At 72.0% G+C, this 18,976-nt stretch carries 17 protein-coding genes; 14 read left to right on the top strand and 3 right to left on the bottom strand.

What is annotated here, in order from left to right; all coding sequences use genetic code 11:
* Positions 1 to 58 precede the first annotated feature (58 nt).
* The 3 genes from I2501_RS37700 (at position 59) to I2501_RS37690 (ending at position 1,795) form a co-directional block, all read left to right on the top strand.
* The gene (locus I2501_RS37700; protein WP_196198657.1) at positions 59 to 742 is read left to right on the top strand and encodes a hypothetical protein; all 684 of its coding nucleotides are present in this window, start codon (positions 59 to 61) and stop codon (positions 740 to 742) included.
* 43 nt (positions 743 to 785) lie between these two features.
* The gene (locus tag I2501_RS37695; RefSeq protein ID WP_196198611.1) at positions 786 to 1,418 is read left to right on the top strand and encodes a histidine phosphatase family protein; all 633 of its coding nucleotides are present in this window, start codon (positions 786 to 788) and stop codon (positions 1,416 to 1,418) included.
* A 77-nt stretch (positions 1,419 to 1,495) separates the two neighbouring features.
* Positions 1,496 to 1,795: a YciI family protein gene (locus I2501_RS37690; RefSeq protein WP_196198610.1), complete on the top strand. Its 300-nt coding sequence runs from the start codon at positions 1,496 to 1,498 to the stop codon at positions 1,793 to 1,795.
* On the opposite strand, the gene dapA is transcribed toward I2501_RS37690, so the two are convergent.
* Complete coding sequence (gene dapA, locus I2501_RS37685; protein WP_196198609.1) at positions 1,771 to 2,691, bottom strand: 4-hydroxy-tetrahydrodipicolinate synthase; 921 nt, start codon at positions 2,689 to 2,691, stop codon at positions 1,771 to 1,773. The genes I2501_RS37690 and dapA overlap by 25 nt on opposite strands.
* A 60-nt stretch (positions 2,692 to 2,751) precedes the next feature.
* Positions 2,752 to 4,242 carry an MFS transporter gene (locus I2501_RS37680; protein ID WP_408022819.1) on the bottom strand — a complete coding sequence of 497 codons (1,491 nt, stop codon included), beginning with the start codon at positions 4,240 to 4,242 and terminating at the stop codon, positions 2,752 to 2,754.
* A 126-nt stretch (positions 4,243 to 4,368) separates the two neighbouring features.
* Here I2501_RS37680 and I2501_RS37675 point away from each other — a divergent pair, with 126 nt between their 5' ends.
* The 3 genes from I2501_RS37675 to I2501_RS37665 all read left to right on the top strand — a co-directional run bounded on the left by I2501_RS37675 (position 4,369) and on the right by I2501_RS37665 (position 6,717).
* The gene (locus I2501_RS37675) at positions 4,369 to 5,076 is read left to right on the top strand and encodes a TetR/AcrR family transcriptional regulator (RefSeq protein ID WP_236048000.1); all 708 of its coding nucleotides are present in this window, start codon (positions 4,369 to 4,371) and stop codon (positions 5,074 to 5,076) included.
* An 85-nt stretch (positions 5,077 to 5,161) separates the two neighbouring features.
* The gene (locus tag I2501_RS37670) at positions 5,162 to 5,845 is read left to right on the top strand and encodes a ribonuclease HII (RefSeq protein WP_196198607.1); all 684 of its coding nucleotides are present in this window, start codon (positions 5,162 to 5,164) and stop codon (positions 5,843 to 5,845) included.
* A gap of 434 nt (positions 5,846 to 6,279) precedes the next feature.
* The gene (locus tag I2501_RS37665) at positions 6,280 to 6,717 is read left to right on the top strand and encodes a hypothetical protein (RefSeq protein ID WP_328806877.1); all 438 of its coding nucleotides are present in this window, start codon (positions 6,280 to 6,282) and stop codon (positions 6,715 to 6,717) included.
* 99 nt (positions 6,718 to 6,816) lie between these two features.
* Here I2501_RS37665 and I2501_RS37660 read toward each other — a convergent pair whose 3' ends face one another.
* Positions 6,817 to 7,458 carry a hypothetical protein gene (locus I2501_RS37660; protein WP_196198605.1) on the bottom strand — a complete coding sequence of 214 codons (642 nt, stop codon included), beginning with the start codon at positions 7,456 to 7,458 and terminating at the stop codon, positions 6,817 to 6,819.
* Between the two features lie 301 nt (positions 7,459 to 7,759).
* Between I2501_RS37660 and I2501_RS37655 the strand changes: the two genes are divergently transcribed.
* From I2501_RS37655 to I2501_RS37620, 8 genes are all read left to right on the top strand, one after another.
* The gene (locus tag I2501_RS37655) at positions 7,760 to 9,919 is read left to right on the top strand and encodes a RecQ family ATP-dependent DNA helicase (RefSeq protein WP_196198604.1); all 2,160 of its coding nucleotides are present in this window, start codon (positions 7,760 to 7,762) and stop codon (positions 9,917 to 9,919) included.
* Positions 9,920 to 10,181: 262 nt separating this feature from the next.
* Positions 10,182 to 11,507, top strand: a complete 1,326-nt coding sequence (locus tag I2501_RS37650) for a DUF4192 domain-containing protein (protein WP_196198603.1) — start codon at positions 10,182 to 10,184, stop codon at positions 11,505 to 11,507.
* Between the two features lie 93 nt (positions 11,508 to 11,600).
* The gene (locus tag I2501_RS37645; RefSeq protein ID WP_196198602.1) at positions 11,601 to 12,350 is read left to right on the top strand and encodes an NUDIX hydrolase; all 750 of its coding nucleotides are present in this window, start codon (positions 11,601 to 11,603) and stop codon (positions 12,348 to 12,350) included.
* Between the two features lie 118 nt (positions 12,351 to 12,468).
* Complete coding sequence (locus I2501_RS37640) at positions 12,469 to 13,650, top strand: ABC transporter ATP-binding protein (protein ID WP_196198601.1); 1,182 nt, start codon at positions 12,469 to 12,471, stop codon at positions 13,648 to 13,650.
* Between the two features lie 124 nt (positions 13,651 to 13,774).
* On the top strand, positions 13,775 to 14,563 hold the full coding sequence (locus tag I2501_RS37635; protein ID WP_196198600.1) for a hypothetical protein: 789 nt from the start codon (positions 13,775 to 13,777) through the stop codon (positions 14,561 to 14,563).
* A gap of 229 nt (positions 14,564 to 14,792) precedes the next feature.
* On the top strand, positions 14,793 to 15,734 hold the full coding sequence (locus tag I2501_RS37630) for a FadR/GntR family transcriptional regulator (RefSeq protein WP_328806875.1): 942 nt from the start codon (positions 14,793 to 14,795) through the stop codon (positions 15,732 to 15,734).
* 407 nt (positions 15,735 to 16,141) lie between these two features.
* Positions 16,142 to 17,782 carry an RNA polymerase sigma factor gene (locus tag I2501_RS37625; protein WP_236047997.1) on the top strand — a complete coding sequence of 547 codons (1,641 nt, stop codon included), beginning with the start codon at positions 16,142 to 16,144 and terminating at the stop codon, positions 17,780 to 17,782.
* 215 nt (positions 17,783 to 17,997) lie between these two features.
* On the top strand, positions 17,998 to 18,894 hold the full coding sequence (locus I2501_RS37620) for a S1 family peptidase (RefSeq protein WP_196198598.1): 897 nt from the start codon (positions 17,998 to 18,000) through the stop codon (positions 18,892 to 18,894).
* The last annotated feature ends 82 nt before the right edge of the window (positions 18,895 to 18,976 follow it).

Here is an 18,976-nt window from a genome sequence, read left to right as displayed (position 1 = left end):
AACCGACAAGCTCAGCCCGCTGCTCACAACGTAACGAAGGTGGCCGCCGCACATGACCATGCCTGATCGCTCACCGGTCGCGCCGGGTGCACTCGTCGGATCCGGCGCACCCGTCGGACCCGTCACCGCCGACGACCTCGCCGAGGGCGTCCGGCTCGTGGTCGCGCAGCTGCGCCGGCCCGCCGCGCTCGCCGCGGACTGGAGCCGTCCGGCCGGGACGCTGGACCTGGACTGCTGGGAGGTGACCGAGCATCTCGCCGACTGTCTCTTCTCCTATGCCGCGCAGCTCGGTCCCCAATCGCCGCCCGCCGAGACGTTCGTGCCGTTCGTCTGGCGTCGGCTGGGGCCGGGCAAGCCCGCGAGCGTGATCTTCAGCGAGCGGGAGAGCGGGACGGAGGGCCTGGTCCAGGTGGTGGAGTCCTGCGGGGCGCTCCACGTGGCAATGGTGCGGACGGCCACGCCCGAGGCGCGGGCCTTCCACGGCATGGGGACGGCCGACGCCGAGGGCTCCGCGTCGATGGGCCTGGTCGAGCTGTTCGCCCACACCGAGGACGTGTCCCGCGGGCTCGGACTGGACTGGGCCGCCCCGGCGGACATCTGCGCGCGCGTGCTGCACCGGCTCTTCCCGGACGCGCCGACCGACACCGATCCCTGGGCGACCCTGCTCTGGGCCACCGGCCGCGGTGAGCTGCCCGGACGCGAGCGACTGACCGAGTGGCGCTGGTACAGCGCCCCGCGTTGAGACGCCGACGCCTGTTCGAACTCGCTGGGTTACTGTGGCCGGTATGGCGCGACCCCGACGAATCGTCCTGCTCCGACATGGGGAGTCGGAAGGAAATGTCGACGAGTCGATCTACGAGCGCGTCCCCGACCACGCCCTGAAGCTGACCGAACGCGGTCGGGAACAGGCGCGGGAGGCCGGTGCCGAGCTGCGGGAGATGTTCGGCGTCGAGCGGGTGCAGGTCTACGTCTCGCCCTACACGCGTGCCCGGCAGACCCTCGGCCTGCTCGGCCTGGAGCCCGCCCGGATCCGGGTGATGGAGGAACCCCGGCTGCGCGAGCAGGACTGGGGAAACCTCCAGGACCTCGACGACATCCGTGAACAGCGCAAGGCCCGCGACGCCTACGGCCATTTCTACTACCGGCTGACCCAGGGCGAGTCCGGCGCGGACGTCTACGACCGAGTGGGTGCGTTCTTCGAAACGCTGCACCGCAATTTCCTCAGCCCCGACTATCCGCCCAATGTGCTGCTGGTCTGCCACGGGCTGATGATGCGGCTCTTCTGCATGCGCTGGTTCCACTGGACCGTGGAGGAGTTCGAGGCGCTCTCGAATCCCGACAACGGTGAGATGAGGACGCTGCTCCTCGGCCCGGACGGGCGATATACGCTTGATCGTCCGTTCGATCGCTGGGCCTGATCGGGTACTGATCCGGTGCGGTCGGTCGCGCGGGGCCGTCGTCCTGTTGTTGGCTGTCGCCGTACCGAGGAGCAAGCGTGTTCGTTGTGACCCTGTCCTACACCGTTCCCATGGAGCAGGTGGACGCCCATCTGGAGGACCACCGGGCCTGGCTGGACCAGCAGTACGCCAAGGGCGCGCTGCTCGCCTCCGGCGCCAAGGTCCCGCGTACCGGCGGCATCCTGCTGGTCGTCGGCCTGGACCGCGCGGCGGTTGACGCGCTGCTGGCGGAGGACCCCTTCGCCAAGGCGGGCGTGGCCGAGTACGACGTGGTCGAGTTCACCGCCACCAAGACCGCCGAGGCGCTGGCCGACTACCGCGAGACGCCCGCCTCCTGACGCACCTTCAGCAGTCGTTCCACCAGCTCCGGCTCGGCGTCGACCAACGGTGACCGGACCGGGCCGGCGGGGAGTCCGGCGGCGCGGAGCAGCGCCTTGGCGGTGACCGTGCCCGGGGCGTCGTCCATCATCGCCTGCACCAGCGGCAGCAGTTGCTGGTGCAGGCGCGCGGCCTCCGCGTTCGCGCCCCGCGCGTAGGCGTCCAGGACGGCGCGGATCTCGCGCGGCGCGACGTTCGCCACCGTGCTGACCACGCCGACCGCGCCGATCGCGGCGAGCGGCAGGTTGAGCTCGTCCGCGCCGCAGTAGTACCGCAGTCCGGTCTCGGCCATGGTCCGCGCCGCACCGGCGAGGTCGTAGCTGACGTCCTTGACCGCGACGATCCGCGGATGCTCGGCCAGTGCGCTCAGGGTCTCGGGGGAGAGCCGGGTTCCGGTGCGGTGCGGGATGTCGTAGAGCATCACGGGGAGCGTGACGGCGTCGGCGACAGCGCGCAGATGCCGCCGTACGCCCTCCTGCTGCGGGCGGCTGTAGTACGGCGTGACCGCCAGCACCCCGTCCGCTCCCGCACGCTCCGCAGACCGGGCGAGCTCCTGCGAGTGGGCGGTGTCGTAGGTGCCGACGCCGGAGATCACTGTCGCGCTCCCGTCCGCCGCCTCGACGACGGCGCGGACCAGCTGTTCCTTCTCGGCGTCGGTGGTGGTCGGCGCTTCGCCGGTCGTGCCGCTGAGGACCAGTCCGTCGCAGCCCTCGGCCAATAGGTACGCGGCGAGCTCCTGTGCGCCGGTCAGGTCCAGCGTGCCGTCGGCGTGGAACGGCGTGACCATCGCGGCGAGCACGCGGCCGAAGGGGGAGTGATCACCGGCGGCAGGCGCGAGGAGGTTGTCGGAGTGCATGGGGCCAGCGTGACCCGGCCCCGCCGTGAAGCACCAGCAATATCTGCTACGCCTGACCGTTCAGCCATGCTGAATGGTTCCCTCCGCCACGGGGGTCGCCTCACCGCGTGCCGCCTGCGCGGGCCGGACCACGAAGAGCGCCATCAGCAGGGCCAGCACCGTGAAGGCGATCGCCGCCTCGAACGCGCTCGTCATGCCGTGGACGAAGACCTCGTTGCTGTTCGGGTGCGGGAGTTGCGCCTTGGTCGCGTTCCGCGAGGCCGTGGCGAAGACCGTGACCAGGATCGCCAGGCCCAGTGAACCGCCCACCTGTTGCATGGTGTTGAGCAGGCCCGTCGCGGCTCCGGCCTCGTGCGGAGCGACGCCGGAGACCGCCGTCAGCATCACCGGGACGAAGATGCAGCCCATGCCGAGTCCGAAGATCACGGTCGGCCCCAACACTCCGCCCACGTAGGTGCTGTGGACGTCGAGCTGGGTGATCCAGAAGGCCCCGCCCGTGATCATCACCGTTCCCAGCAGCAGGAACGGCCGTGCCCCGACCCGGACTTGGAACCGCGCCGAGATCTGTGCCGCCAGGATGATCGCCACGCTCATCGGCAGGAAGCCGAGCCCGGCCCGGATCGGGCTGAACCCCAGGATGTCCTGGATGAACTGGGTCATGAAGAAGAAGATCCCGAACATCGCCGCGGCCAGGCATAGCATGATCACGTACGAGCCCCACCGGTTGCGGTTGCGGAACATCCGTAGCGGTGTGATGGGCTGCTCGGTGCGGGACTCGATCACCAGGAACAAGGCCAGCAGTACCACGGCGACCGCGAACGCGGTCAGCGTCCAGGTGTCGGTCCACCCGCTCTGCGCGGCCCGGATGAAGCCGTAGACCAGGCTGACCATGCCGATCGTCGCGCTGAGCGCGCCGGGCAGGTCGAAGTGGCCCGGGTGCCGTTCGGAGTCGTTGATGTAGAGCGGCGCCAGCAAGGCGAGCGCCAGGCCGATCGGCACGTTGACGAAGAGCACCCACCGCCAGGAGAGCCAGGACGTCAGTATGCCGCCGAGCAGCAACCCGATCGCACCGCCCGCGCCCGCCACGGCGGAGTAGACGCCGAAGGCCCGGTTGCGCGCCGGACCCTCCTTGAAGTTGGTGGCGATCAGCGCGAACGCGGTCGGAGAGGCGACGGCTCCGCCGATGCCCTGCAACGACCTCGCTGCGAGCAGCATCCCGGAGCTCGTGGAGAGCCCGCCGAGCAGTGACGCGAAGCTGAACAGCAGCACGCCCGCGATCAGCGTGGGCCTTCGGCCGAGGATGTCGCCGATCCGGCCGCCCAGCAGGAGCAGGCCGCCGAAGGTCAGCGTGTAGGCGTTGAGCACCCAGGACAGGCTGGTCGGGCTGAATCTCAGGGCCGTGGAGATGTGGGGCAGGGCGATGTTCACGATGGTGATGTCCAGCACGACCATCAGCTGCGTGGTGGCGATCACCGCCAGCGAGATCCCCGGATGCTGACCACGTCGGGCCTGCGCGGGCGCAGTGCGGGCAACGGTCTTTGGAAGTGCCACGGCTTCCCCCTGGGACGGATCGGGGATGGATCGCCTGGGTGGCGGCTCTTGGAGTGAACGGTTCCGTTCACTAGAATCGACGGTAGACCCGGACAAACCGGACATTCAACCCTCTGGGGCGAGCAGTTGACTTCAAAGGCCCGTGACGAAGGAATCGAGCGCGGCGGAGTCGGGCAGGGCGGCGCCGAGCACGGTGGCGCCTGCGGCTCCATGCGGGACCTTTCGATGCGGGACGTCTCGGTGCGGGAAGCCCAGCAGGTCGTCGCCAGGCGTCGCGGGCAGGCGTTGGAGCAGGCGATCTTCGCGGCCGCACTGGAGCAGCTGGTCGCCTCCGGCTATGCGCGGTTCAGCATGGAGGCCGTCGCCGCCGCCGCACAGACCGGCAAGGCCAGCCTCTACCGTCGTTGGGGCAGCAAGGAGGACCTGGTCCTCGAAGCGCTCCAGTGCAGCCTGCCCCTGCTCGGCGAGGCCCCCGACACCGGCAGCCTTCGGGGTGACCTGCTGGCGGTGGTGGAACGCCTCCGTGCCGCGATGAGCTCGCGCACCGGCTGCGCCGCGCGCGCGGTGATCAGCGAGCTGGACCACGAGCGGGCCGCGGCCTTCATGGGCCTGGTCCAGCAGCGGATCCTGGCCCCCGCGCACGGCCTGCTCCGTGCCGTGCTCGCTGCCGCCGAGGCACGGGGTGAGATCCGCCCGGGCGCGGTCACGCCGACGGTCCTCGACGTGGTTCCGGCCATGATGATGTACCGGGCAAAGACCGGCCAGGGCCGCTTCAGCGAGGAGGAGGCGGTCGCCCTGGTCGACGAGGTGCTGCTGCCGCTGCTGCGCGGGTGAGGGGGCGGGCCTTCGCCGTTGACGGGCGAATGTTCGGCCTTGGCGGGCGGGAATCGGCGGTCCGGAGAGGCTCTAGGCTGAGGGCATGCCCGTCGATCCGCCCACCCATTCCGTCGAACGCTCGTTGCGACGGGCCGGTGCCACGCTCGTTGCCGGGGTGGACGAGGTCGGGCGCGGCGCGTGGGCGGGTCCGGTCACGGTCTGCGCGGCGGTCACCGGTCTGCGCAAGCCCCCCGCCGGGCTGACCGACTCCAAGCTGCTCACCCCGCGACGCCGCGAGGAGCTCGCGCCCGTCCTGGCGGGCTGGGTGCACGCCTATGCCCTCGGCCACGCCTCGCCGCGCGAGTGCGACGAGCTCGGCATGACGGCGGCGCTCCGACTGGCCGCCGTCCGCGCCCTGGAGGGCCTGCCGGAGCGGCCGGACGCGGTGATCCTGGACGGCAAGCACGACTACCTGGGCGGCCCGTGGCGGGTCCGCACGGTGATCAAGGGCGACCAGTCCTGCATCGCCGTCGCTGCGGCCTCCGTGATCGCCAAGGTCCGGCGCGACGCGATGATGGCCGAACTGGCTCCCGACCATCCCGAGTACGGCTTCGCCGACAACGCGGGCTATCCGTCCCCGGTGCATCGGGAGGCGCTGGAGCGGTTCGGTCCGACCGAACTGCACCGCGTCTCCTGGGCATTCCTCGACGACCTGCCGCAGTGGCGTCACCTCAAGGTGGTCCGCGAGCCGGTCGACGCGGGGGAGCAGCTCTCCCTCGGCTTCTGACGGCCGCCTCCGGCTCCGCCTCCGCGGTCGCTGACGCAGGGTCAATCGCGTGGCGAGGAGCGGGAAACAGTGTCCGTAGATGACCGGGCGGCGACGGCGCGGCGGCTTCCGGGTGGGGCGGGGATGAGCGTTGCGAAATCGCACTGATCTGCGGGCAGGCCCCCCTATCGGCTGATCAGCGGCTACGAGTAAGCTCTCAGGCGCTGTACGGCGCCGTCCGGTGCGTCGTCAGAAATCGTGCCGAGGAGCTGGAGATCCACAAGACCGACTCGGGCCAGGGCGTTCCATCCACCGACGAGACGGACCCGGTAGCCCGCACCGCCGTGACCGCAGTGCCTTCCCCCTCTAGCGTGGCGGCCGCCCCGCGTCCCGTGCCCCGGCCGGGACCGCCGGCGCGACGCCCGGTTCCCGGCCCTTCGGCCGGACGCGCCCGCGTGCCGAAGCCCGGTGCCGCGTCGCGTCGTCCCGCCGCGGAGGCCGCACCCACCCTCCCTGAGCTGCAGGTGATCCCGGCCGCCCGCGAGGCCGCGGTCGAGCGCGCCGACGAGACCGTCGACCTGCTTCTCGACGCGGGTCGTGCGCCCGGTCAGATCCTGGTGCTCACCACTGACACCGTCCACCCGTGGCAGCAGCACGAGCAGTCGTTCGGCGAGGACCGGTACTGGTCCCAGCTGGACGCGGCTGACGACGTCTTCTACGCCGCCGCCGACGGCTGCCGCCCGGTGCGGCGCGAGGTGGTCGTGCTCGCCGTCAACGGCGGTGACACCGCGACCGTCCAGGACGCCATGGCGACGGCCCTTGCCCGGGCCACCTCGCTGCTGGTGGTCTGCGGCGACGCGCCGCTGCCCGCGCCCCGACGCCCGGAGCAGTAGACCCGCTGACCTCCCGCCCGACTTCTTCAGGGTCGGGCGGGGAGGTGTCGGCCGGTTCCGGCATCGGACGGACTCCGCGCCGGGCTCACTCGACAGGGCTCAGTTGACGGCCACGCGTGGCGCTTCGACGGGGAGCAGCGCGAGGCGTGGCTTCGGTGCCTCCAGGCTCGGCGTCTGCTCGGCAATCCCGGTCAGTTCGCTGATCGTGGCGACCGGACGCTGTGCCCAGGAGCCCGCGTGCGGGCTCCTGCCGCGCCGGGCGTCTCCGATCAGTTGCCAGCCTTCGTCCGTCAGAGTGACGTAGCCGCCGCAGCGGATCCCGTGCAGCTGGCCGGCGTCGCGCAGCGCCCACATCCAGGCGCCGTCCTGTTCCGTCCACCCAGACGGTCCGCGGCGGCACTGGACGAGCACCGCGGTGTGCAGCGGCGCGTGGCGACGCAGGCCGTGGGGCACGGTATGGCGCAGGTGCGCCAGCAGGACGTTACGCAGGTGCCAGCCGTCGGTGATCCGCTCCGGCACGGTGAACGACGCACCCGCCACCACGCGGGAGTCCGCCGACAGCACACCCAGCACCGTCGCGCCCGGCATTGGCTGGTGGATCCGGTGGAGCTCCTCGACCGCCGCGCGGGGGTCCGGCAGCAGCGGAAGGTCGGCATCGGACCAGGTCGTGGCGTCCAGTGAGCGGGGGACAGCCGGGGAGTGCGAGCCCATGGGCAGCTCGGGGGGATGACCGATGGTCAAGATCCTCCTTCCCCGTGCCCGCGCGCGGGCACCTCGCACACCGGTCAGGGACGAGGCGTCCGGCCGGGATACCTGCCAATTCTCACGTCCGACGGACCATGCGGCAACGGTGATCCCGCCGGAAGTGTCCCCACTTCCGAAGATCCGGTGGATAAGTCCCCCCAGCGAGCTGTCCTTGCTGGTCCGTTCGGGCGGGAAGGCGACCCGCGCGGCGTATCACGCCCCCCGACCGGTGGGGCGCGCCCCGACGGCCGGGGGTCCGGGTTCGCTTCTTGTCGGTGTTGTCGGGTTGCATGGGGGCATGAGCGACGTGGAGCTGCGTGCCGAGGCCGATGCCGTACTCGCCCGTCTGGTGGGGCGCGCAGGCGCGGAGGCGCGCCTGCGTGAGGACCAGTGGCAGGCGATCGAGGCCCTGGTGGTGGACCACCGTCGCGCTTTGGTGGTGCAGCGCACCGGGTGGGGCAAGTCCGCGGTCTACTTCGTGGCGACCTCGCTGCTCCGGCGGCGCGGAGCGGGGCCGACCGTGATCATCTCGCCGTTGCTGGCCCTGATGCGCAACCAGGTGGAGGCGGCCGCGCGCGCGGGGATCGCCGCCCGCACGATCAACTCGGCCAACCCCGAGGAGTGGGGTGCCGTCCAGGCGGAGGTAGCGGCCGGGGACGTCGACGTCCTGCTGGTGAGCCCCGAGCGCCTGAACTCGCCCGACTTCCGGGACACCGTGCTGCCGAGCCTGGCCGCGACCACCGGTCTGCTGGTGGTCGACGAGGCGCACTGCATCTCCGACTGGGGCCACGACTTCCGCCCGGACTACCGCCGGCTCCGGACCATGCTGGCGGAGCTGCCCGCCGACGTCCCGGTGCTGGCCACGACCGCCACGGCCAACGCCCGGGTGACGGCGGACGTCGCCGAACAGCTGGGCACCGGCGGAGCGGACGCGTTGGTCCTGCGCGGGCCGCTGGACCGCGAGAGCCTGCGGCTCGGGGTGCTGGAACTGCCCGACGCGGCCCACCGTCTGGCCTGGCTGGGCGAGCGGCTGGGCGACCTGCAGGGCTCCGGGATCATCTACACCCTCACCGTGGCGGCGGCCGAGGAGGTCGCGGCCTTCCTGCGGCAGAGCGGCCACCGGGTGGCGTCCTACACCGGTCGCACGGAGAACGCGGACCGGCTGCAGGCCGAGGAGGATCTGCTGAACAACCGGGTGAAGGCACTGGTGGCCACCTCCGCTCTGGGCATGGGCTTCGACAAGCCCGACCTCGGTTTTGTCGTGCATCTGGGCTCTCCCAGCTCGCCGATCGCCTACTACCAGCAGGTCGGCCGTGCCGGGCGCGGGGTGGACCACGCCGACGTCCTGCTGCTGCCGGGCCGGGAGGACGCGGCGATCTGGGCCTACTTCGCCTCGGTCGGCTTCCCGCCCGAGGAGCAGGTGCGCCGCACGCTGGCGGCCTTGGAGCAGGCAGGTCGCCCGCTCTCGCTCCCCGCACTCGAACCCCTGGTGGACCTCCGGCGCTCCCGGCTGGAGACCATGCTCAAGGTGCTGGACGTGGACGGTGCCGTCGCCCGGGTCAAGGGCGGCTGGACCGCCACCGGCCGCCCGTGGACCTACGACGCCCAGCGGTACGCCTGGGTCGCGCGGCAGCGCGAGACCGAGCAGCAGGCCATGCGCGACTACGTGGCGACCACCGGGTGCCGGATGGAGTTCCTCCAGCAGCAGCTCGACGACGAGAAGGCGGTCCCGTGCGGCCGCTGCGACAACTGCGCCGGGCCGTGGCTCGACACCGCGGTCTCCCCGCAGGCACTCGCCGCCGCGACCGGCGAGCTGGCCCGCCCCGGCGTCGAGGTCGAGCCGCGCCGGATGTGGCCCTCGGGCATGCAGGCCGTGGGCGTCGACCTCAAGGGACGCATCCCCGAGGCACAGCAGGCGACCGTCGGCCGCGCCCTTGGCCGCCTGTCCGACATCGGCTGGGGCAACCGCCTCCGTCCGCTGCTGGCCGCCCAGGCTCCCGACGGGCAGGTGCCCGACGACGTGCTGGCCGCGGTGGTCACCGTGGTCGCCGACTGGGCACGCTCACCCGGGGGTTGGGCCGCCGGCGGCGCCGACGCCGTCGCCCGGCCGGTGGGCGTCGTCGCGATGCCCTCCCGGAGCCACCCCCAGCTGGTGACCTCCCTGGCCCAGGGCCTGGCCCGGATCGGCCGGCTGCCGCTGCTCGGCAGTCTCACCTACACGCCGCAGGCAGACGAACTGGCCGCCCACCGCAGCAACTCGGCCCAGCGGCTGCGGGCCCTCGCCTCGTCCTTCTCCGTTCCTGAGGACCTCGCCGCCGCCCTGGCCGCCACGCCCGGGCCGGTCCTGCTCGTCGACGACTACACCGAGTCCGGCTGGACGCTCGCCGTGGGTGCCCGCCTGCTCCGCCAGAGCGGCGCGGGTCAGGTGCTCCCGCTGGTCCTCGCCGTCGCGGGGTAGGGCGGACCCGGACGCGTCCTCACGTCCCAGGGTCTGCACGCCTCGTGTCTTGGTGACGTCGTGTCTTCGTGAGGTCCTTGATAGTCGTTCCCGCCGACAAAAGCCAAAGAGCCGTCACCGGCCTGTGGAGAAACGTTGGTTCAGGCCTGTGCGTCCTGTCACTTCGCCCGATCGGATGAGAGGTTTTCCACACCCGGCGGTTCTCCACAGGCGCCTGACGGGCCGTTCGGCGTTGTCGTCGGCCAGGGGCAGGCTCGGCGCCATGAACGAGCACGACATGCCCTCCGCGTCCGCCCCGGTTCCCCCGCCGGCTCCGCAACCGTCCTTCTCCCCGTTCGAGCGTCCCGTCGTCCGCATGAAGACGCCGGCCGACATCGCCGAGGCGTTGCCCTTCCTGCTGGGTTTCTTCCCGAACGACAGCATCGTGGCGCTCGGCCTACAGGGGCCTCGGCGACGGCAGGGCGGTTCCGTCCGGGTGGATCTTCCTGCCCGCGCCGCCTGGCCCGAGGCGGCCGAGGAGGTCGTGCGGTACCTGCTCGCCCTCTCCGAGCAGCGGGACACCATGCCGGACGCCGTGATCCTCTACCTCTGCCAGGACCCGGTGGTCGGGGGCAGCCCGCGCGCGGTGGCCGAGCACCTGCGCCCGCTGGCCCTGCTGCTCGGCGAGGCCTTCGGCGCGGTGGGCATCCCCGTGCACGAGTCGCTCTGCCTCTCCGAAGGCCGGTGGTTCTCCTACTGCTGCGACGATCCCGGGTGCTGTCCGGTCGACGGCGCGCCGATCCGTCCGCCCGGGAGCACGTCGGCGGTGGCCGCGGCGGCGGCCTTCGCGGGCATCCAGGTCCGTGGGAACCTGCGGGATCTCCACCGCGAGCTGGCGCCGATGCCGGTCGCCACGGTCGAACCGCTCATGCGCGCGTTCGAGCGGGTGATGCCCGCGGTCGCCGCCGAGATCGGCCGGGAACGGGGCTGCGAACGGCTGCGCTCGGCCACTGCCGACCTGGTCGCGGCGGCGGTCGCCCGGTTCCGGTCCGGCGAGCGGACGCTCGACGACGAGCACGCGGTCCGGATCGTGCTGGGGCTGCAGGACCGGCTGGCCCGCGACCGGGCGGCCGAGTGGCTCGACCCACCCGACGTCCACCACGCGGCCGACGTCTGGCGGTACCTCGCCCGCCGCTGTGTGGGCCCGTTCGCGGACCATGCGGCGGCCCCGCTCTCCTTGCTGGGCTGGACGGCGTGGGTCACCGGCGACACCGTGAAGGCCCGGGTGGCCCTGGGACGGGCGCTGACCGCCGATCCCGACTACACCTTCGCCGCGCTGCTCTACGAGGCGATCAACTGTGGTGCGGTGCCCGACTCCCTCTGCGCCACCCTGCGTGCCGAGCGGGCGGCCCGGCAGCGCGGCTCGCGTCGGCGTCGACGCTGCCGCCTCGGCCGTGGCCCGGGCGGAGCCGGAGGCGGCCGCACGGGCGGCGATCCCGGAGCCCCGGGCGGTCCCGACAGTGCGGGCAGTGCGGGCGGTCCGGGCGGTCCGGGCAGCGCGTCCGGCTCGGTGCCGCGGCAGCGCCGGGATCCGGATTCTGACGCGTAGCCGTGTGGATCCATGGGCATCCATCGGGCCGGATGGCCGTCCCTTCGGGACGCGACGCTGTTTATCGTCACAGAGACGACTAAGATGCGGCGCATGTCGCGCTACGATCCGTCGGCCTTCCCTCCCTTTGCGGTCACTGTCGACCTGGTTGTCCTGACCGTGCGCGACCATGCCCTGTGCGCGCTGATGGTCCGCCGGGGCGAGCCACCGTTCCAGGGGTTCTGGGCGCTGCCCGGTGGCTTCGTCCGCCCGGACGAGGGCCTGATCGAGGCGGCGGCCCGCGAGCTGGCCGAGGAGACCGGTCTGCGCACCCACGGCGCCCCCGGCACCGGTCCCGGGGTCGGTGCCCACCTGGAGCAGCTGGCCACCTACGGCGACCCGCAGCGTGACCCGCGCCTGCGTGTGGTCAGCGTGGCGTACCTGGCGCTCGCCCCCGACCTGCCCACGCCCCGCCCCGGCGGCGACGTGCGCAGCGCACGGTGGGCGCCGGTCGAGGAGCTCCTCGGCCGGGGCAAGGGGGATGACGGGATGCTGCTGGCCTTCGACCACACCGAGATCCTGGCCGACGGCGTGGAGCGGGCCCGCTCCAAGATCGAGTACTCGGCACTGGCCACGGCCTTCTGCCCGGAGGAGTTCACCGTCGGCGAGCTGCGGCGCGTGTACGAGTCGGTGTGGGGCGTGCAACTGGACCCGCGCAACTTCCACCGCAAGGTCACCGGCACCCCCGGATTCCTGCTCCCCGCGGGCGGAACCACGACGCGTCAGGGCGGCCGCCCGGCCCAGCTGTTCCGGGCGGGCGGGGCCACCGTGCTCAACCCGCCCATGCTCCGGCCTGACAGCTGACGGGCCGTCGGTCGGCGGGCGGTGACTTCTACGCGCCGTATCGGTCAATACCACGCAAAGTAACTATGTCGGTCTATCGTGCTGGCGACGGGGGAGACCAGCACGGAGGAGTCCGACCGTGGCTCAGACGGCCCAGCAGGCCCACAACCAGGCCCACCAGTCCACGTACCAGTCCTTCCAGGCGATCGGGCTGACCAAGAGCTACCGGCGCGGCCGCCCGCCGGCGCTGCTGGACCTGTCCTTCGACGCGCGTCCCGGCCAGGTGACCGCGCTGCTCGGCCCGGAGGGGTCCGGGCGCACCACGACACTGCGCCTCGCCCTGGGTCTGGAGAGCGGGCAGGGGACAGCCCTCTTCCACGGGCGCCCCTACCGACGGCTGCCTCACCCCGAGCGGGAGGTGGGCGCTGTGCTGAGCGACGCCGACCGTCCCGCCGGCCACCCGGGGCGCCGGGCCCGCGCCCACCTGCGGATGATGGCGGCTGCGGCGGGCGTCTCCGCGCGCCGCGCCGACCAGCTGCTGGAGCAGACGCGCCTCGGTCCGGCGGCCGAGCACCGGCTGCGTACCTACTCGCCCGGCATGACGCGACGGCTGCAGCTTGCCCAGGCGCTCCTGGGCGACCCCTGCACGCTGATCCTCGACGAGCCCACCGAGGGCCTCTCGCCCAAGAACGTCGAGTGGTTCCACGCCTTCCTCCGGGCGTTCGCCACCGGCGGCGGGGCGGTGCTGGTGACGCTGCGCAGCCCGCAGGAGGCGGCCGTGCTGGCCGACCGCGTGGTCACCCTGGACGACGGACGGCTGCTGGCGGACCAGCCGATCGACGAGTTCCGGCGGACCCGGCTGCGGGACGAGGTCTCGGTGCGCGGTCCCCAGGTCGCGCGCCTCGGGGATCTGCTGCGAGATTCGGGCGTTGCGGTCCGGCGGGAGGGCGGGAACGCCATCTCCGTCGAGGGCCTCTCCCGGACCGAGATCGGCGAACTGGCCTTCCGTCACGGGATCCTGCTGCACGAGCTGGCCGACCAGACCGTCGACCACGCCCCGGCGGCGCCCCGAAGGGCGCCGGTGCCGGAGCCGGGCACCCCCACGCACGGATCGCCCCCCGGCCCCACCGCGACCCGCTCGACGTCCGCTGCGGATCCCGAGTCGTCGTCCGTACGCGCCACGGTGTCGGTCGGCAAGGGCGAGACGGTGCTGCCGCCGATGGTGGTGCCCCCGCTCGCCGGGATGTCCGGAGCGTCGGCGGTCCTGTCCCGCCGCGACACGAAGGTCGCCGCGCCGCTGTTCCGCGACGAGGACGACTGACGGTCCTGCCGCGCCCCGGCCGTGGCCGCCATCCCCACCCCCCGTCCCCGCCCCGCGCATCCATGTGACCCGCTCCGAGAACGAGACCGAGACCGGGCCCCAACCGAGAGTGAGACCAGCAGCCGTGCACGCACTGACCTACGAGCGCCGCCGCCTCACCGGGGTGCGCTCCAGCTGGCTGATCCCCGTCGCGGTGCTGGCGGCCGACGCCGTCGTGGCCGAGCTGACGCTGCGCCAGCCGGGGTTGGCCGACCCGATCCGGGTGCTGACCGCCGGGGTGCCGCTGCTGCCGTTGCCGCTGGCGGCGCTCGGGGCGGGCGCGGTGGGCGCGTTGTCGGCCGGGCACGAGTTCCGCTACCCCGCGCCGGGCGGGATCCTGCGTCCGCTGCGCCGTCGGTTCGGGCTGCTGCTGGCCAAGTTGCTGGTGGTTGGGGTCTTCGCCGCGCTCCTCGGCGCGGCATCCCTCGCGGTGGACGGCCTGCTGCTCCGGCTCGGGGACCATGCCGCCGCAGCGCCGATCGAGGCCGCAGCCCGGCACGGCCACGTCCCGGCCGCGCTCGTCGGATATCTGGCGCTGACCGTGGCGGGCGGCTGGATCGGGCTGCTCGGCGGGGTGCTGTTGCGCAGTGCGGCGGCGGGCATGCTGCTGCTGATCACCGTGCCCATCCTGACCGAGCCCGTGGCCGGTGCGCTGGCCGAGCGCGGTGCCCTGGCCTCGGGCGGTCTGCGCGCCCTGCACTGGCGTGCGCTCTTCCCCGTCGACCGTGGCCACGACTGGCTCTACGGGACGTTCTCCGGGCTGCGCAGCGGCACCGCGCTCTCGACGGCCGAGCTGGCCGTCGCCGTGGTCGTCCCGATCCTGCTGCTGCTCGGCGCCTACGTGCTGCTCCTGCCGCGCCGCAGCGCGCTCTGAGCGAGGCGACCCCCCTGGCGTGCCCGGGTTCGACGGTCGTCTCCACGAACGACCCGAGCGAGCCTGTGCTTGCCGCTCGCGCATGACGCACGGATCGCGAAAAGGACCGGTCGAGGGTCACGCGGGGTTCCCACAGCGGCCGTTGGCCCGCAAGAGCCCCGCTCGTCCCAGTGGGCAATAACTGCCGATATGGCGTCAATTGTGTAGTGATGGGCGATCACCCTTTCGTGTGCTTTTCACGAAAGTCCTCAAGCCTGTGCGCCGCATAGCCGACAAAGGAGACGTGAGTACCGTTGCGCACCCCACCATGCCCCCCGCCCAGATGACGTCCGCTCAGCTGGACCGCTTCCCCGCATCCCACCCCGTCGCCTCTCCCCATGCGGCGGCTGCGACCAGCGCTGCCGCACTGCACTGGGACAACTCCGACCCCGACCTCGGTCGCAGCGGACGTCGTGCCGCAGGCAGTCGTGGCCGTGGTCTGCACGGTCAGCTGGTCCAGCAGCTCGGGCAGATGATCGTCTCCGGTGACCTCGGCGCCGACCGTCCCCTCGTCCCCGAGGAGATCGGACAGCGGTTCGAGGTGTCCCGCACCGTCGTCCGTGAATCGCTGCGTGTGCTGGAGGCCAAGGGCCTCGTCTCGGCACGCCCCAACGTCGGCACCCGGGTCCGGCCGGTCGCCGACTGGAACCTGCTCGACCCGGACATCATCGAGTGGCGCGCCTACGGCCCGCAGCGTGACGACCAGCGTCGCGAGCTGTTCGAGCTGCGCTGGGCCATCGAGCCCCTCGCCGCCCGCCTCGCCGCCGGTCACGGCCGGGACGAGGTCCAGCAGCGCATGCACGACATGACCGAGATCATGAGCCACGCCGCTGCCCAGGGCGACGCGCTCACCTACGGCCGTGCCGACGCCGAGTTCCACGCCGTCCTGCTGGAGCTGGCCGGCAACAGGATGCTGGAGCACCTGGCCGGGATCGTCGGCTCCGCCCTCCACGTCTCCGGTGGACCGATCACCGCGTGCGACCGCCCGTCCGAGCCCTCGGTCGGACTGCACGTGCGCCTCGTCGACGCCCTCGGCACGGGCGACGGGACCGCCGCCGAGCAGGCGATGCGCGCGCTGCTGACGGTCCACCCGGAGGTCGACCCGCTCGTCCCCGGCCCCCGCGAGCACTGAGCCCGCGGCGGCAGGAGCCGGCGCCCCCGCACGACACGACCCTCCGCATGACCCGACAGCCCCGCACAACGGCTGCGCCGACCGAACCGACATGGTGCACCGGCGCAGCGCACCGATCGGCCGAGGCCGCCCCCGGAGAGACGACCACCGGGTGGCGGCCTCGGCCGTCCGCTACCCGATTCAGGGGACAGTCGGAATCACCGCCCATCTGGCATGGTTGAACGGGGTAGACCCCCTACATGGACTCGCCCCGGGGCATTGTGACCTGCACCACGTAAGTGGCGCGTAACGCTTTCCCGTGCCGAGCGATGTGTACGAAGGCGGTGCCAGAACCGCCAGCCCAAAGCTTTGCAGTTTCCAGAGGGCCGTCCCTGCGGCCGGCCGTCTGTCCACTCACGTCCGAGAGGTTGTTCGTGTCGGCAAGCACATCCCGTTCGCTCCCACCCGAGATCACCGAGTCTGCCGCTCTCATGGCGCTCATTGAGCGGGGTAAGGCACAGGGGCAGATCGCCGGCGATGACGTGCGCCACGCCTTCGAGGTGGACCAGATTCCGGTCACCAAGTGGAAGAACGTCATGCGCAGCCTCAACCAGGTCCTCGATGAGGAGGGTGTGACGCTGATGGTGAGCGCGGCGGAGTCGTCCGCCCCCAAGCGCCCCCGGAAGAGCGTCGCGGCGAAGAGCACTGCCACGAAGACGACGGCGACCAAGTCCGTCGCTCCGCGCCCTGCGGCCGCCGCGAGCACGACCCGTACCGCTGCCCCGCGCGCCGCGGCCTCGGCTTCGGTGACCTCGGTCGCCAAGCCCGCAGCCGCGGCCGAGGTGGACCAGGTCCAGGAGCTCGTGGCAGCTGCTGAGGCGGCCGCCAAGAAGGCCGCCCCGGCCAAGAAGGCTGCTGCGGCCGCAAAGAAGGCCGCCCCGGCCAAGAAGACCGCTGCCAAGAAGGCCACTGCCAAGGCCGGCAAGGACGCGGACGGCGAAGAGCCCGCCGTCGGCGAGGACGAGCTGATCGAGGACTCGGCCGCTCCGGCCGAGGGCGGGCCCACCGAGGCCGGCGGCGAGGAGGGCGAGTCCGAGGGCTTCGTGCTCTCCGACGAGGACGAGGACGACGCCCCGGCGCAGCAGGTCGCGGTCGCCGGTGCCACGGCCGACCCGGTCAAGGACTACCTCAAGCAGATCGGCAAGGTCCCCCTGCTCAACGCCGAGCAGGAGGTGGAGCTGGCCAAGCGCATCGAGGCCGGCCTCTTCGCCGAGGACAAGCTGGCGACCGAGGACAAGCTGGCGCCGCGTCTGCAGCGCGAGCTGGAGATCATCGCCGAGGACGGCCGCCGCGCCAAGAACCACCTGCTGGAGGCCAACCTCCGTCTGGTCGTCTCGCTGGCCAAGCGCTACACCGGTCGCGGCATGCTCTTCCTGGACCTGATCCAGGAGGGCAACCTCGGTCTTATCCGTGCGGTCGAGAAGTTCGACTACACCAAGGGCTACAAGTTCTCGACCTACGCCACCTGGTGGATCCGTCAGGCGATCACCCGCGCCATGGCCGACCAGGCCCGCACCATCCGTATCCCGGTGCACATGGTCGAGGTCATCAACAAGCTGGCCCGCGTCCAGCGTCAGATGCTCCAGGACCTGGGCCGCGAGCCCACCCCGGAGGAGCTGGCCAAGGAGCTGGACATGACGCCCGAGAAGGTCGTCGAGGTCCAGAAGTACGGTCGTGAGCCCATCTCGCTGCACACGCCGCTCGGTGAGGACGGCGACAGCGAGTTCGGTGACCTCATCGAGGACTCCGAGGCGGTCGTCCCGGCCGACGCGGTCAGCTTCACCCTGCTCCAGGAGCAGCTGCACTCGGTGCTGGACACCCTGAGCGAGCGCGAGGCCGGCGTGGTCTCCATGCGCTTCGGTCTGACCGACGGTCAGCCGAAGACGCTGGACGAGATCGGCAAGGTCTACGGGGTCACCCGTGAGCGCATCCGCCAGATCGAGTCCAAGACCATGTCGAAGCTGCGCCACCCGTCGCGCTCGCAGGTTCTCCGCGACTACCTGGACTGATCCGGATCCGGTCGGCCAACTCGGTCCGACCCGTCTGAACAGGCATTTCTCGAAGGTCATCACCCTTCGGACACACGTGCCCATCCGTCACCTGGCGTGGCGGGTGGGCACGTTGCGTGTCCGGATCCCTACGCTGTGGCGCGGCAGGAGTCTGTGCGGCGGAAGGATCAAGGGTGGGAGTCGACCGGGGACCCGATCAGGGAGCGGATCGGGACATGCTTCGCGGAGCCGGAGCCGGAGCCGGAGCCGGAGCCGGAGTCGGAGCGGGTCGCGGGGAGGGCAGACCCGTTGGTCGGGGGTTCTGGCGGCGCAGGCGCGCGCTGCTGGTCCTGCTCGCGTCGGTGCCGACCGCGCTCGCCACGCCCGCGATCCCGGCGCAGGCCATCGTCGGCGGTGGACCGACCACCACGGCCAAGGACCCCTGGATGGTCGCCGTCGCCAGCCGCTCGGTCTACGGCGGCACACGCTCCGGGCAGTTCTGCGGCGGCACGCTGGTCGCGCCGAACAAGGTGGTGACCGCGGCGCACTGCCTCTACGACGAGCAGACGATGCAGCGCGTGGACCGTCCCGACCTCAAGGTGATCGTCGGGCGCACGGACCTGGGCGGGTCCGCCGGCCGGGAGGTTTCGGTCGTCTCCACCTGGGTCGACCCGAACTACGACATGAACACCAACATGTGGGACGTGGCGGTGCTCACGCTGGCCACCCCGCAGAACCCGCACGACGTGCTGCCGATGGTCCCCGAGGGAGCCACGGCGCCCTACAGCCCGGGTACGACGGCGACCGTCTACGGCTGGGGGGATCTGCGCGGCAACGGCGACTACCCGACCACGCTGCACCAGGTGCAGGTGCCGATCCTCGCTGACAGCACGTGCGCGTCCGACTACGCGTCAGGATCGGACGGGACCTTCCGTGCCGAGAGCATGATCTGCGCCGGGCGGCAGACTCTGGGCGGGCGGGACGCCTGTCAGGGCGACAGCGGTGGGCCGTTGGTGGTGGCCGGGCGGCTGGCCGGGATTGTCTCGTGGGGCACGGGCTGTGCGGAGCCGGGTCATCCGGGTGTCTACACCCGTGTCGCCGCGGTCGCGGACGAGGTTCGCAGCCAGTTCTGACGGTCCGTGTGACGACCGTCACTCGCCGATGGTGGGCGGCGGCGCGGGGCGGCGTGTGACATACGCGACAGTGGGGGGGGGG

It is taken from the genome of Streptacidiphilus fuscans, assembly GCF_015690355.1.
Taxonomy (GTDB): domain Bacteria; phylum Actinomycetota; class Actinomycetes; order Streptomycetales; family Streptomycetaceae; genus Streptacidiphilus; species Streptacidiphilus fuscans.
Note: the sequence above shows the minus strand (reverse complement) of the source record. Positions and strands in the feature narration are given on the sequence as shown.

Coding starts and splice junctions, on each gene's coding strand:
- I2501_RS37700 (WP_196198657.1), top strand. CDS start 59: ATGCCTGATCGCTCACCGGTCGCGCCGGGTGCACTCGTCGGATCCGGC.
- I2501_RS37695 (WP_196198611.1), top strand. CDS start 786: ATGGCGCGACCCCGACGAATCGTCCTGCTCCGACATGGGGAGTCGGAA.
- dapA (WP_196198609.1), bottom strand. CDS start 2,691: ATGCACTCCGACAACCTCCTCGCGCCTGCCGCCGGTGATCACTCCCCC.
- I2501_RS37670 (WP_196198607.1), top strand. CDS start 5,162: ATGCCCGTCGATCCGCCCACCCATTCCGTCGAACGCTCGTTGCGACGG.
- I2501_RS37655 (WP_196198604.1), top strand. CDS start 7,760: ATGAGCGACGTGGAGCTGCGTGCCGAGGCCGATGCCGTACTCGCCCGT.
- I2501_RS37650 (WP_196198603.1), top strand. CDS start 10,182: ATGAACGAGCACGACATGCCCTCCGCGTCCGCCCCGGTTCCCCCGCCG.
- I2501_RS37645 (WP_196198602.1), top strand. CDS start 11,601: ATGTCGCGCTACGATCCGTCGGCCTTCCCTCCCTTTGCGGTCACTGTC.
- I2501_RS37620 (WP_196198598.1), top strand. CDS start 17,998: ATGCTTCGCGGAGCCGGAGCCGGAGCCGGAGCCGGAGCCGGAGTCGGA.